The organism is Rhodospirillales bacterium (genome assembly GCA_016699855.1).
Classification (GTDB): Bacteria; Pseudomonadota; Alphaproteobacteria; order Reyranellales; family Reyranellaceae.
The window spans coordinates 5,299,150-5,312,268 of record CP064988.1; the positions used below are offsets into that span (position 1 = coordinate 5,299,150).

Here is a 13,119-nt window from a genome sequence, read left to right on the forward strand (position 1 = left end):
GACCCAGATGGCCGATGCCGGCGACGATCCGCTCTCCATACGCCGACGGCGGCTGCTGTACCGCAGCGAGCACCGCGGCAACAAGGAGAACGACATCCTGCTGGGCCAGTTCGCGCGGGCCTTCGTGATGTCGTTCGACGCCTCGCAGCTCGACCAGTACGAGTCGATCCTGGAGGAGAGCGACAACGACATCTTCGACTGGGTCTCCGGCAAGGTGGAACCGCCGGCCGGCAAGGACACGCCCGTCCTGCGTCAAGTCCTCGCCTTCCGGGTGGCGTTCTGATGGCCGCGCCGCGACTCGCCGATGCCTTGGCCCGCATCCACGCGAAGCGCGCCCATTGGACCATCCACGGCGCGCCGGAGGGCGCCGACGCGCTGATCCTCGCCGAGCTGGCGGCCGGATCGGGCGGACAGGACATCCTGCATGTCGTGCGCGACGGCAACCGTCTCGAGCGTCTCGAGGAGGCGCTGCGGTTCTTCGCGCCCGGGCGGCAGGTGCTGACCTTCCCGGCGTGGGACTGCCTGCCCTACGACCGCCAGTCGCCGCACCCCGACATCGTCGGCGAGCGACTGGACGCGTTGACGCGACTGGCCGCCGGCAAGCCACCGGCGTCGCCGGCGCGCATCGTGCTGGCGTCGGTCGGGGCCCTCGTCCAGCGCGTGCCGCGCCGCGCCAGCTACGCCGATATCGGCTTCTCGGTGAAAGCCGGCGGCGCCCTCGACCTCGACGCGCTGCTGCGCTTCCTCGCCGACAACGGCTACGGCCGCGGCGAGACGGTGATGGAGCCGGGCGAGTACGCCGTGCGCGGCGGCCTCGTCGACCTGTTCCCGCCCGGCGAGGCCGAGCCGATCCGCCTCGACCTGTTCGGCGACACCGTCGAATCGATCCGCCGTTTCGACGCGATGTCGCAACGCTCGACCGGCGCGCTCGACGCCGTCGTGTTGCGGCCGGTCGGCGAGATCGTGCTGACGCCCGACAGTATCGCCCGCTTCCGCGCCGGCTACCGCGAGCTGTTCGGCAATGTCGGCGGCAACGACACGCTCTACGAGGCGGTGTCGGCCGGCCAGCGCCATCCCGGCATGGAGCACTGGCTGCCGTTGTTCCACGACGGGCTGGACACGTTCTTCGACTATCTGCCGGACGCGCTGGTCACGATGGACCAGCAGACTGAGGAGGCCCGCGACGCCCGCCTCGACCTGATCCGCGACTACTTCGACGCCCGCAAGGCGATGGAGGGCAAAGGCCGCAAGGGCGGCTTCGCCGGCGCGCCGGATTACCGGCCGATCCCGCCGGAGCGGCTCTATCTCGACCGCAAGGAATGGAACGCGATCCTGGCGAAGCGCTGCGCCGTCGAGCTGTCGAGCTTCGACGCCACGACGGAGGCGGCGGGGACCGGCGGCGGGCCCGCGCTCGACCTCGGCGGCCACCGCCACGAGGGCTTCGCCGCCGCGCGCAAGGCGCAGGGCGTCAACCTGTTCGACGCCGTCGCCAAACACATCGCCGACGCGCAGAAGCGCGGCCGGCGCGTCGTCGTCACCGGCTACAGCGACGGTTCGGTCGAGCGGCTGCGCACACTGCTGCGCGACCACGGCGTCGCGGCGCCGACGCCCGTGCCCGATTTCGCCACCGCCTCGGCGCTGCCCGCGGGCGCGGTCGGCATGGCGGTGCTGCCGATCGACAACGGCTTCGTCCTCGGCGACCTCGAGTTCATCGGCGAGGAGGATATCCTCGGCGACCGGCTGAGCCGGCCGAAGCCGAAGCGGCGCCCGTCGGAGCGCTTCATCGCCGAGGCCTCGGCGCTGGGCGAGGGCGATCTGGTCGTCCACCGCGAGCACGGCATTGGCCGCTACGACGGGCTTGTGACGGTCGAGGCCGGCGGCGCGCGGCACGACTGCCTGAAGCTTGTCTACGACGGCGGCGACAAGCTGTTCGTGCCGGTCGAGAACATCGACGTGCTCAGCCGCTACGGCGCGTCCGAGGGGCCGGTCGCTCTCGACCGCCTCGGCGGAGCGGGCTGGCAGTCGCGCTCGGCGCGCCTGAAGCAGCGCATCCGCGACATGGCCGACCGGCTGATCAAGATCGCGGCCGAGCGGGCGCTGAGGAAGGGCGACGTGCTGACGCCGCCCGACGGCCTGTTCGACGAGTTCTGCGCGCGCTTCCCGTACGCAGAGACCGACGATCAGCTCAACGCCATCAACGACGCGCTCGAGGATCTCGGCGGCGGCAAGCCGATGGACCGGCTGGTGTGCGGCGACGTCGGCTTCGGCAAGACCGAGGTGGCGCTGCGCGCGGCGTTCGTGGCGGCGATGACCGGCAAGCAGGTCGCCGTCGTGGTTCCGACGACCTTGCTGGCGCGCCAGCACCACCGCACCTTCGTCGAGCGCTTCGAGGGATTCCCGGTGCGGATCGGCCGCCTGTCGCGCCTGGTGCCCGCCAAGGAGGCGGCGGAGACGCGCAAGGCGCTGGCCGAGGGCGCCGTCGACATCGTGATCGGCACCCACGCGCTTCTCGCCAAGAGCATCGCGTTCCACGACCTCGGCCTGCTGGTGGTCGACGAGGAGCAACATTTCGGCGTCGCCCACAAGGAGCGGCTGAAGGAGCTGCGCGCGGACGTGCACGTGCTGACGCTGACCGCGACGCCGATCCCGCGCACCTTGCAGCTGGCGCTGACGGGCGTGCGCGACATGAGCCTGATCGCGACGCCGCCGGTCGACCGGCTGGCGGTGCGGACCTTCGTCACCCCCGTCGACCCGGTGGCGATCCGCGAGGCGCTGCTGCGCGAGCAGTATCGTGGCGGGCAGACCTTCTACGTCTGCCCGCGCATCGAGGACCTCGACGGCGTCGCCGCCTCGCTGCGCGAGCTGGTGCCGGAGATCCGGTTCGCGATGGCGCATGGAAGGCTGGCGCCGACCGCGCTCGAGGACACGATGCAGGCCTTCGTCGACGGCAAGTTCGACACGCTGCTGTCGACCAACATCGTCGAGAGCGGGCTGGACATCCGCAACGCCAACACGCTGATCGTGCACCGCGCCGACATGTTCGGACTGGCGCAGCTCTACCAGCTGCGTGGACGCGTCGGCCGCGGCAAGACGCGCGCCTACTGCTACCTGACGGTGCCGCCGGGAAGGGCGCTCAACGAGGCCGCCGCCAAGCGTCTGGAGGTGATGCAGACCCTGGACACGCTGGGCGCCGGCTTCCAGCTCGCCAGCCACGACCTCGACATCCGCGGCGCCGGCAACCTGCTGGGCGACGAGCAGTCCGGCCATATCCGCGAGGTCGGCATCGAGCTGTACCAGCAGCTTCTCGAGGAGGCGGTCGAGGCCGCGCGTGGCGAGATGCGCGACGCGGCCCGGCAGTCCTCCGAGTGGTCGCCGCAGATCAACCTTGGCCTGCCCGTCCTGATCCCGGAGGCCTATGTCGCCGATCTGGGCGTCCGGCTGGCGCTGTACCGCCGCATCGGCACGATCCGCGACGCGGCCGAGATCGACTCCTTCGCGGCCGAACTGGTCGACCGGTTCGGACCGGTGCCCGCCGAGACCGAGAACCTGCTGCGCACGGTCGAACTGAAGCTGCTGTGCCGCGCCGCCGGCGTCGAGAAGATCGACGCCGGACCGAAGGGGGTCGTGTTCGCCTTCCGCGGCAACGTCTTCGCCAACCCCGACCGGCTGATCTCGTACATCCAGAAACGCGCGCCCCTCATAAAGGTGCGGCCCGACCAGAAGATCGTCCTGTTCCGCGCCTGGGACGACGATTCCAAGCGGCTCGGCGGAGTGAAGACCGTGGTCGGCGAACTGGCGAAGCTGGCGGCCTGACGACCGCGCGCCATCAGCGTCGCTTCGCGCGGGACCTGCCGGACCGCGGCGGCCGGAGCAGCCGCCGTACCTCTCCCTCGGCGGCGCGCAACACGTGCCGGGAGAAGCCCGGCGCGCCGGCGCCGGCGTAGGCGAGCGCCACGGCGCCGACGCACATCGTGACCGCCGCCGTGGCGCGCCGGTCCAGCGGCCGGGCGCGCGGCAAGGCGCGGGCGAACTCGCCGACGAGCGCGTGGAACGCGTCGGCGTAGGCCAGTTGCGCCGCGGCGCCGGCGCGCGCCACGTCGGCCGGCAGGGCGGCCAGGGTGCAGCCCGGGCCGACTTCGCCGAGATGGTCGGGATCCATATAGTCGGCGATCACCCGAAACCCCTGGCGCGCGAGTCCGCGCCGGTCCTTCGCGTCGCGGGTCCGCATCAGGCGGATGAAGCCGTGGGTGTCGCGCACGACCTCGGCGAACAACGCCTGTTTGGACGGAAAATGGGCGTAGAAGCCGCCACGGGTGAGGCCGGCCGCCGCCATGATGTCGTCGATGCCGGTGGCGTCGTAGCCGCGCCGGCGGAACAGCCCGGCGGCGGCGTCGACGATTGCGGCTCGGGTGCGCGCCTTGTGCGCCGCGCTGAGGGGCATCGGTTCCTTCCCGGTTATATATGTTGACTATCATATAGTATGATATTCATCATTCCAATTCCGCGAGGGAGAGGCAGCGATGGACGTCGAGCTCATCCAGTTCCGCTATTCGCCCTACAACGAGAAGGTCCGCTGGGCGCTGGACCTCAAGCGGGTGCCGCACACGCGCCGCAGCCTCATGCCGGGGCCGCACATGGGCAAGGTGCGCAAGCTGAGCGGCCAAACCGCGACGCCGGTCCTGCGCATCGACGGCACGTGGCACGCCGGCTCGGCGCGCATCGTCGAGGAACTGGAACGACGTTGGCCGACGCCGGCGCTGCTGCCGGGAGACCCCGGACAGCGCGAGGCGGCCCTGGCGGTGCAGCGCCGCTTCGACGACGACTGGGGCCACGCATCCGCCGCGGCGCGCTGGCGGCGGCGCTCGCGGACCTCGACTACTTCCGGGACATTTTCGCCGAGGGCCAGGGCGCGGCGGCGCGGACGGTCTACCGCCTGCTTCTGCCGATGGCGCGGGGTCTGGTTCGCAAGGGCAACTCCATCACACCGGAGTCGGTGGTCGACGGCGAACGCGCCACACGGGAGGGATTGGACTTCGTGGCGACGCAATCAGCCGCCACGGGCTACCTGGTCGGTGACGCCTTCAGTGTCGCGGATCTCACCGCGGCGGCCATGCTGGCGATGGCGGTCGACCCGCCGGACTCGACGATGGCGCGGCCGCGGCCGATGTCGGCGCCGTTACGCGAATGGATCGAACGGTGGGGGACGCACGCGGGGGCAGATTGGGTGCGCGAGATATATGCGCGCCACCGCGCCAAGGGACGAGACCGGGACGGGGAGCACCGGTACCCGGCGTAGAGCCGAGGGCCGGTCGATAACCCGGCCGGGCGCGCCTCCCCGACGCTGCCGTCGCTACTTCAGCGTCAGCAGGTAGGCGATGAGGTTCTTGCGGTCCTCCTCCTTACGGAGGCCGGCGAACGCCATTGTGGTGCCGGGCACGACCTTGCGCGGATCCAGCAGGTAGGGATCCAAAGTCTCGGCCGTCCAGACGATGTTGGCGTTCTTGTTGGCATCGGTGTAGCGGAAGCCATCGACCGAGCCGCTCTTGCGGCCGATGATGCCGAACAGCTTCGGGCCCTGCTTGTTGGCGCCTTCCGCCGTCGCCGTGTGGCAGACGAAGCACTGGCGTTTGAAGACTTTCTCGCCCTCCACCGCATCCTGCGCGCCGGCCGGCGCGGAGATCGAGGCGGTCAGGGCGGCCAACACGGCCAAGGCGACACGGTAACGCATGGCGGACACTCCGGCTCCTGCCGATCATCGTTCGGAAGCGCTGAATATGAGGTGGGCGCGGCGTCGATTCAACGTCGCCAGGCCGAGGTCAATCCGCGCTCTCGCTGCGCGCGGCGGCCTGCTCCTCCTCGCGCGCCGCGAGGTTGAAGACCTCGATGAACGCGGCGGGGGGCTGGGCGCCGGAGATGGCGTATTTCCGGTTCACGACGAAGCACGGCACGCCGTTGATCCCGAGGCGGCGGGCGTACATGTCGGCCTGCACGACGTCCTGGCGGATCTCGTCGCCGTCGATGAACGCCTTGGCCTCGGCGGCGTCCATCCCGGCGCGCACCGCGCATTCCAACAGCGTGGCGCGGTCGCCGATGTCGCGGCCCTCCTCGAAATAGGCGCGGAACAGCGAGTCGACCACCGCGTCCTGGAACCCCTTGGGACCCGACCAGTGGATCAGACGGTGCGACTCGACCGTGTTCGGCGTGCGTACGATGCGGTCGAATTGGAAGTCGATTCCCTCCTCGCGGCCGGTCTCGGAGATCGCGCGGTAGATCTGGCGCGGACGGTCGCCGCCGCCGAACTTGGCGCGCAGATAGTCCTGACGCGCCATGCCGGCCGAGGGCATGTCGGGGTTCAGCTGGAACGGCCGCCACGCGACCATGATGTCGCCGCGTCCGCTCTCGGCCACGGCGCGTTCGAAACGCCGCTTGCCGATGTAGCACCACGGGCAGACCGTATCGGAGATGATGTCGACGAGCATGGGGGAAAGGCTACGCCGCCCGGACCGCGCTGTCACCCCGGTTCAGGCGCCCGGCCGGCTGGCCGCCCGGCCCCCGGGCGCGGCTCGCGCCGTTGCAGCGCGAAGCCGGCGGCGGCGGCCAGCGCCAGTGCCGGCGTGGTGTACCACAGCGCGGACGCCCAGCCGTTGGCGGACACCAGCGCGGCGACGATCGGCGGGCCGGTCAGCGAGCCGATATTGGAGCCTTGCATCAGGGCGCCGGTCGTGGCGCCGATCAGCCCCGGCCGGGGCGCGTGGACTGGAATCGCGCCGAACAGCGCGCCGGGAATCGCGCTGGCGACCATCGAGAACGCGAACGCGCAGGCGAGGCGGGCTGCGTCGGGAGCGGCGTCGAGCAGGATACCGGCCGCCGTGCCGGCCATCAGGACCGCCGTTACCGCGATCACCACGCTGCGCCGCCAGCCGCGTTGGAGCAGCCAGCCGGCGACCAGGCTGCCGGTGACGTTGATCAGGATGACGCCCGCGGTGGTCAGCGCGGCGAGCGACGGCGAGAACCCGAGGCGCTCGACCTGGAGAGTCGGCAGGAAGGCGATGACCGCGTACCAGCTGCCGGCGTAGCAGCCGAAACACAGGCCGATCAGCGCGGGGCCGGGGACGCTCAACGTCTCGACCACATCGCGCGTGAGCGAGCGGTCGGCAGAGGCTGCCGGCGGCGCGCGGCCCGCGGCCGACGCCGCGACGACGACCGCCATGGCCATCAGCGACGCCGCCGCCAGCCACCAGACGCCGCGCCATCCCTCCAGTGGCAGCAGCCCGGCCGACGCCAGCGCCATCAACCCGGCGCCGGCCGGCAGGTAGGCGCCCCAGATCCCCATCATGAAGCGGGTGTCGCCCGGCGCCGTGGCGTGCAACAGGAGCGGCGGCACGGAGACGACGACGGACAGGAACCCGAGGCCTTCCACGATCCGCAGCCCGAAAAGCGCCGACGGCGACGTGACCAACGTCGACAGCGCGCTGGCGGCGGCGCCGATCACGAGGCCGCCGAGCAGGAGCTGGCGGTGTCCGATCCGGTCGGCGGCCAGCGCCACGAGCATGCCCGCGGCCGCCGTCATGGCGGTGATCAGCGAGACGAACCAACCCGCGGCCTGCAGGTCCAAGCCGAGCTCGGCGCGCAGCAGCGGCAGCGCCGGCGGCGCCTTGCCGATCTGGACCGCCGCGATCACCCCGGCGGCGAGGAGGACGGCGGCCAGGCGCCAGTCCGTCGTTTGGACCGCCGCCGCGTCCGCTCGGCCCGGCTCAGCCGGTGCGGCCATGGCTGAGGTAGAGGCGGAGGATCTGGACGGCTTTCGGCCTCTCGATCAGGAATTCCGCGTCGCGGTCGAGATGGTGGGTCTTCGCCGGATCGCCGCCGGTGAAGCGCGACATCGCCGCGACGCGCGCCCAGTGGGAGATCGTGTGGAATTCCGTCTCGTCATCGCGGTCTTCGCGCCGAGACTGCACGCCGAGGGCTTTCTCCATCGGCGGCCTCGCCCCGACCTCGAAATTGTAGCGGGCGTACACGCCGGCGCGCCGCGCGCGGCCGCGCGAGATGCGGGCGATGGTCGGTTTGATATCGCGCGGGTCGCTCATCGGCCCTCCTGCGGCACCACGTCGGGACAACAGGATACCCGTGACGCCGTCAACCGCCGAGCCTTATAACGGGCGCGCGCGAAGGCGCGGGCGAGAGGGAGAGGGCGCGTGGCGGACAGATTCGATCTCGGTGGCAAGGTCGCGCTCGTGACCGGCGCATCCTCCGGCCTCGGCGCGCATTTCGCGCGCACGCTTTCGAACGCCGGGGCCGCCGTGGCGGTGACAGCCCGCAGGGTCGACAGGCTCGCGGCCCTGGTCGGCGAGATCGAGAGCGCCGGAGGGCGCGCCGCGGCGGTGGCGATGGACGTGCTGTCCGGGAACTCCATCCGCGCCGCCTATGACGCCGCCGAGGCCGCGCTCGGGCCGGTCGACATCGTCGTCAACAACGCCGGCATCAGCATCGTGAAGCCGGCGCTGGACATGCCGGAGGCCGACTGGGACGAGGTGTCGAACACGAACCTGCGCGGCGCCTGGCTGGTGGCGCAGACGGCGGCGCAACGCTGGGTCAAGGCGAAGCGCGGCGGCCGGATCGTCAACATCGCCTCGATCCTCGGACTGCGCACGATCGGGCAAGTGGCGCCCTACACGGCGGCCAAGGCGGGCCTTCTGCATCTCACGCGGACGCTGGCGATGGAGTGGGCGCGCCACGGCATCCATGTCAACGCGATCTCGCCCGGCTACATCGAGACCGAGATGAACGGCGCCTTCTGGAAGACCCCCGCGGGTTTGCGCCTGATCGACCGCGTGCCGCAGCGGCGTCTCGGCCAACCGTCGGACCTCGACGGCGCGCTGCTACTCCTGGCGAGCGACGCCGGCGGGTTCATGACCGGCGCCGACATCACCGTCGACGGCGGCCACACGGTGAACTCGCTGTAGCGCGGCTACCGCAGGGTACGCTGGAAGAAGCGCAGCGACTCCGACAGGATCCGCTCGTGGACGGGGCGGCGGTCGAAGCCCGGCGCGTCGGCGCACATGTCGGCGCTGACGCCGGGCTTGCATGGAGCCAGGAACACGAGATGCGGCCCGGGCACGACGATCGGCGGTGACGGGGTGGCCACGTTGCGGCCGATCCATTCCGCGCTGAACGGTTCGCGCACGTCATTGTCGTTGGCGCCCCGGAAGATCAGCAGCGGCATCGTCACCTTGGCCAGGGTCTCGCGCGGGAACATGAATCCCCAAGCGGGCGCCAGCAGCACGGCGGCGCGGACCCGGGAATCGGGGGTGATCCGAAGCGCGGGATTCTCGATCCGCACGGTGCCGTTCAATCCGCCGCGGCAGGTCGAGCCGTCGTCGGCGTTCTCGGCGCAGTACGAGGTGATGCGGCTGAAGTCGGGCGCGGCGCCGGCGAGAGTCAGCGCGGTGATTCCACCGGCCGAGAACCCGACGAGACCGATGCGGCGCGGATCGATCCGCGGTCCGATGGCCGGGTCGGCGAGCAATCCATCGATCAGGCGGGCGACGTGGCGCGAACGGCCGAGCAGCGAGACGTCGGCGCCGAATCCGGAGCTGTCCGCGTTGTTGTCGCGCGGATGGATCACGGTCGCGACGATGTATCCGCGCTCGGCGAAGTACTCCGCCACATGATGCAGGCTGAACACGTACCCGAAGGAACCGTGCGAGACCACGATGAGCGGTTGCCGGCCGGGTATCGGAACGCCGCCGGGCTGCGCGAAAATGCGATACGGGTCCTGGCCGGAATCCTTCGCCGCCGTGCTCGAGGGATACCAGACCAGCGTCTTGATCCGTTCGGTCGACGGCGGGTCGGGGTAGACGCGCTCGACGTAGCCCGCGTTGGTCGTCGTCGGCGCGGCCTGCGCCCTGGCCGTCGACGGGATCGACGCGAGCGCGAGAAGCGTCGCCGCGAGCCGGAGCGCGCGGCCCACGATGGCTACCATCCGTTGACCCGGTCGTATGTCGCCACGATCGTGCGCCCGTCGCTCTCCTCGCTGTCGACGACGTGGTAGCGGTCGTAGGCCGCCGCCGTGATGCAGGCGTGGTTGGGTAGAACGCGCACCCGCGCGCCGATCGGCAGACGGTCGTAGGGCAGGGGCGCGTCGGCGCCGACGAAGCCGTGCTCCTGGGAGCAGGCGACCACCGCCAGCTCCTTGATCGGCGCGTCCTTGATGAACCCGTAGCCGGCCTTGGGCATGAACTCCTGCGCGCTGATATCCTTGGACAACGCCAGCGCGCCCGCGTCGATCAGCAGCTGGTTGCGGTGCGGATAGTGGCCGATCACCGACGCCAGTACGCTCAGCGCGATGTCGCCGTCGCCGCACGAGCCGATGCCGGCCTGGTCGAGGTCGTTGAACACGAACACGCCCGGCCGCATCTCCGTGATGCCGGTGAAATCCCGGGAATGCATCGCGGTCGGCGTCGAGCCGGCGCTGACGATCGGACAGGGCAGGCCGGCGGCGCGCAGCGTCTCCGCCGCCGTCACGACCGCCAGACGCTCCTGCTCGGCCACCCGCGCGATGCCGTCGACGGTGCTCTCGTGGTAGGAATGGCCACCATGGGTCATGACGCCCGCCAACTCGACGCCTTCGGCCTCGTGCAGCGCGCGGCCGATCTCCACCAGCGCCGACAGGTCGGGGTAGGGCAGACCGGCGCGACCGCCGCCGCTGTCGATCTCGATGAACACCGAGAAGGTGCCGCCGCCACGCGCCGCCTCCGCGATGGCCCGGGCGACGACGACGCTGTCGGTGACGACGCGCAGATTGACTCCCCGCCGCCGCAACGCCGCCACCGCCGGCAGCTTTGACGGCACGATGCCCACGCCGTAGAGGATGTCGGTGAACCCTCCGTCGGCGAAGTATCTCGCCTCCGCCAGGGTCGAGACCGTGATCCTCCCGTCGAACCCGGCGGTCGCCATGCGGCCGATCTCGACGGACTTGGCGGTCTTGAGGTGTGGCCGCAGATGGATTCCGGCCGATTTCAGCCGGTCGCCGACGCGCCGGATGTTGCGCCGCAGGATGGCGCGGTCGAGCACGAGCGAGGGGGTCGGCAGGGTGTCGAGGGTTTCGGTCATGGGGCTCATCGGCGGGCGGATGGAGGCGGGCGTATTTCGCCATGCGCGCACCATCGGGCGCAAACGAAAAGCGCCCGCTCCGGCGCGCGTCCCGAGGGGCCGGTGATGACGCCGACGGACGCGCTGGACCGCTATGCGGCGTTCTTCGAGACGATGACGCCCGCGTCCCTGGACAGGCTGGGCGAGGTGTTCACGGAGGGCGACGACGTCGCCGGCCTTCCCGCGATCCGCCGGGTGTTCGAGCACATGTACGACGGCGTCGAGCGCCCGACGTTCCGCATCCTCCATCGCGCCCCCGGCCCCGAGATCTGCTACCTGAAATGGGCGTTCTCGGGCGTCGTGCGAGGCAGGTCGCTGGACTTCATCGGCATCGGCGAGGTGCGGTTCGACGCCGCCGGCCTCGCCGCTTCGCATGTCGACCACTGGGACGCCGCCGGAGCCATCTACGGGCGGGTACCGGTGCTGGGAGCAATCCTGCGGCTTGTGCGCCGGCGCCTGTCCGCGGAGGGCTGATCGGTGCCGGTCGAGAACGAGATCAAGTACGCGCTGCGCGATCCCGACGGCGCGCTAGAGCGCGCGCTGGCGGCGATGGGGCCGCCCGTGACGCGCAACGCCGTGCGTCAGGCCTACCTCGACGCGCCAGGGCTGCGGATCCGGCGGTTCGAGGGCGAGCGCGGCGTCGAGCACGTGTTCTCGTTCAAGCGCGCCATCGCCGGCGAGATGGTTGAGGTCGAAACTTCCATGGACGCCGCGGATTTCGAGCGCTTGTGGACCTTGCGGCAGGAGTCGTTGGAGAAAGTGCGGTTCCATCTTCCGGCCGGCGAGTGCGGGTGGGATGTCGATTTCTTCAAGGACGGGGGTGCGACCTATTTCGCCCTGGCCGAGGTCGAGATGCCGGTCGATCGGATCGCGCCCCCCGAGCCGCCGGCGTTCCTGCAGCCGTTCATCGCGTTCGCGGTCGCGCCGGGCGACGGCCGCTTCACGTCGCGCAAGCTCGCCGACGTCGGCCACGCGCGCGGCCTGGTCGCGGAGTACGGCCTGTGAGCGCGCGATCGAGCGCCGGCTAGCGCCGCTCCGTCGTCTTGGCCTCCTGCCAGAGCGCTTCCATTTCGTCGAGCGTGGCCGTTTCCGGCGCCCGCCCGGTCTCCATCAGACGCGCCTCGATATGCCGGAAACGGCGCTCGAACTTGGCGTTGGTGGCGCGCAACGCCGCCTCCGGATCGACCTTCAGATGACGGGCCAGGTTGGCGACCGCGAACAGCACGTCGCCGATCTCGTCCGCGACGCGCTCCACCGGGGCGCCGGTGTCGACCTCCGCGCGCAGTTCGCCGATTTCCTCCTCGATCTTGTCGATCACCGGCCCGGCGGCGCCCCAGTCGAAGCCGACGCGGGCCGCGCGTTTCTGGAGTTTCTCGGCGCGGAGGAGGGCGGGGAGGGCGATGGCGATGCCGTCGAGGACGCCCGGCGCGCGGGCGGTCGCTGAGGAGGAGGAGGAGGCGTCGTCGCCCTCCCCACCCGCGCCGGCCTGCCGGCTTGTCCGTTTCGCGGCGCGCTCAGCGGCCTTCATGGCCTCCCAGGCGCTGTTCTGGCCGCCGGCGCCATCGACCACGGCGTCACCGAAGACGTGGGGGTGGCGGGCGACCATCTTGTCGGCGATGGTCGCCGCGACGTCCGGGAACGCGAAGGCGCCGGCCTCCTCGGCCATCCGCGCGTGGTAGACGACCTGCAACAGGAGGTCGCCAAGCTCCTCGCGCAGGTCGCCCATATCGGCCCGCAGGACGGCGTCGGCGACTTCGTACGCTTCCTCTATCGTGTACGGCGCGATGCTCGCGAAATCCTGCTTCAGATCCCACGGGCACCCATGGGTGGGATCGCGCAGCCATGCCATGACGGCGATCAGGCGCGCGAGCGGCTCACGTGGGAGGCTTGAGATCGCTGGTCGTCCAGACGTCGGCGACGTGTCGGTAGGCATCTCATACCTCGTTAATCCAAATCCTTAATGTCGTA

At 70.8% G+C, this 13,119-nt stretch carries 14 protein-coding genes and 1 pseudogene; 7 read left to right on the forward strand and 8 right to left on the reverse strand.

The annotated features are described in order from the left end of the window. The first annotated feature begins 7 nt into the window (after window positions 1-7). Window positions 8-283 (forward strand): succinate dehydrogenase assembly factor 2, encoded by a 276-nt coding sequence (locus IPK81_25145; GenBank protein ID QQS12695.1) that lies wholly within the window; start codon window positions 8-10, stop codon window positions 281-283. Next, window positions 283-3,813 (forward strand): transcription-repair coupling factor, encoded by a 3,531-nt coding sequence (gene mfd / locus IPK81_25150; GenBank protein ID QQS12696.1) that lies wholly within the window; start codon window positions 283-285, stop codon window positions 3,811-3,813. The genes IPK81_25145 and mfd overlap by 1 nt, the downstream gene beginning before the upstream one ends. A gap of 13 nt (window positions 3,814-3,826) precedes the next feature. On the opposite strand, the gene IPK81_25155 is transcribed toward mfd, so the two are convergent. Continuing rightward, window positions 3,827-4,441, reverse strand: a complete 615-nt coding sequence (locus IPK81_25155) for a TetR/AcrR family transcriptional regulator (GenBank protein QQS12697.1) — start codon at window positions 4,439-4,441, stop codon at window positions 3,827-3,829. A 79-nt stretch (window positions 4,442-4,520) separates the two neighbouring features. Here IPK81_25155 and IPK81_25160 point away from each other — a divergent pair. Continuing rightward, window positions 4,521-4,751, forward strand: a pseudogene (locus IPK81_25160) (glutathione S-transferase N-terminal domain-containing protein). After that, complete coding sequence (locus IPK81_25165; protein ID QQS12698.1) at window positions 4,742-5,296, forward strand: glutathione S-transferase C-terminal domain-containing protein; 555 nt, start codon at window positions 4,742-4,744, stop codon at window positions 5,294-5,296. Before IPK81_25160 ends, IPK81_25165 begins: the two are co-directional and overlap by 10 nt. Window positions 5,297-5,350: 54 nt before the next feature. On the opposite strand, the gene IPK81_25170 is transcribed toward IPK81_25165, so the two are convergent. The 4 genes from IPK81_25170 to IPK81_25185 all read right to left on the reverse strand — a co-directional run bounded on the left by IPK81_25170 (window position 5,351) and on the right by IPK81_25185 (window position 8,087). Beyond that, on the reverse strand, window positions 5,351-5,728 hold the full coding sequence (locus IPK81_25170; protein QQS12699.1) for a cytochrome c family protein: 378 nt from the start codon (window positions 5,726-5,728) through the stop codon (window positions 5,351-5,353). An 88-nt stretch (window positions 5,729-5,816) separates the two neighbouring features. Further along, complete coding sequence (locus IPK81_25175) at window positions 5,817-6,479, reverse strand: DsbA family oxidoreductase (protein ID QQS12700.1); 663 nt, start codon at window positions 6,477-6,479, stop codon at window positions 5,817-5,819. Window positions 6,480-6,511: 32 nt separating this feature from the next. Further along, complete coding sequence (locus IPK81_25180) at window positions 6,512-7,771, reverse strand: MFS transporter (GenBank protein QQS12701.1); 1,260 nt, start codon at window positions 7,769-7,771, stop codon at window positions 6,512-6,514. Further along, complete coding sequence (locus IPK81_25185; protein QQS12702.1) at window positions 7,755-8,087, reverse strand: hypothetical protein; 333 nt, start codon at window positions 8,085-8,087, stop codon at window positions 7,755-7,757. Before IPK81_25185 ends, IPK81_25180 begins: the two co-directional genes overlap by 17 nt. 108 nt (window positions 8,088-8,195) lie before the next feature. Between IPK81_25185 and IPK81_25190 the strand changes: the two genes are divergently transcribed. Beyond that, on the forward strand, window positions 8,196-8,963 hold the full coding sequence (locus tag IPK81_25190) for a glucose 1-dehydrogenase (GenBank protein QQS12703.1): 768 nt from the start codon (window positions 8,196-8,198) through the stop codon (window positions 8,961-8,963). Between the two features lie 5 nt (window positions 8,964-8,968). Here the strand turns inward: IPK81_25190 and IPK81_25195 are convergent, their stop codons facing one another. Continuing rightward, window positions 8,969-9,970 (reverse strand): hypothetical protein, encoded by a 1,002-nt coding sequence (locus tag IPK81_25195; protein QQS12704.1) that lies wholly within the window; start codon window positions 9,968-9,970, stop codon window positions 8,969-8,971. A 5-nt stretch (window positions 9,971-9,975) separates the two neighbouring features. Further along, window positions 9,976-11,121, reverse strand: a complete 1,146-nt coding sequence (locus IPK81_25200; GenBank protein ID QQS12705.1) for an alanine racemase — start codon at window positions 11,119-11,121, stop codon at window positions 9,976-9,978. Window positions 11,122-11,217: 96 nt separating this feature from the next. On the opposite strand from IPK81_25200, the gene IPK81_25205 reads away from it, so the two are divergent. Continuing rightward, window positions 11,218-11,625: a nuclear transport factor 2 family protein gene (locus tag IPK81_25205; protein QQS12706.1), complete on the forward strand. Its 408-nt coding sequence runs from the start codon at window positions 11,218-11,220 to the stop codon at window positions 11,623-11,625. Window positions 11,626-11,628: 3 nt separating this feature from the next. Beyond that, on the forward strand, window positions 11,629-12,156 hold the full coding sequence (locus IPK81_25210) for a hypothetical protein (protein QQS12707.1): 528 nt from the start codon (window positions 11,629-11,631) through the stop codon (window positions 12,154-12,156). 19 nt (window positions 12,157-12,175) lie between these two features. Here the strand turns inward: IPK81_25210 and mazG are convergent, their stop codons facing one another. Next, on the reverse strand, window positions 12,176-13,084 hold the full coding sequence (mazG, locus tag IPK81_25215) for a nucleoside triphosphate pyrophosphohydrolase (protein ID QQS12708.1): 909 nt from the start codon (window positions 13,082-13,084) through the stop codon (window positions 12,176-12,178). Window positions 13,085-13,119 lie beyond the last annotated feature (35 nt).